Genomic DNA, 300 nt, shown 5'->3' with positions numbered 1-300 from the left:
GAAAACCCTCGTGATGTTGTGGCGTGGAACAGAATTCTCTTACTTAGTTGACCCTTAAAAACCCCAAAGCGCTTTAATCTATGAAAAAAAATGGTTAAATTAGGTGAGATGATTTACAGAGAAACCTAAATAAATGTCAAAAAACCTTGCAGAAAATATGATACCTAAAAAAGCCAATCCTACCCAATTAACATTCTGTCTAACATTTGAAGAACAACTAAACCATCGACATCCGCTATACGTTTTAGCAGATAAAATCGACTGGCAAATGTTTGAAGCCGAGTTCACTAAACACTACAG

The organism is Bacteroidota bacterium (assembly GCA_030017895.1).
GTDB lineage: Bacteria > Bacteroidota > Ignavibacteria > UBA10030 > BY39 > JASEGV01.
The sequence above is the reverse complement of the archived record's forward strand: the minus strand, read 5'-3'. Positions refer to the sequence as shown.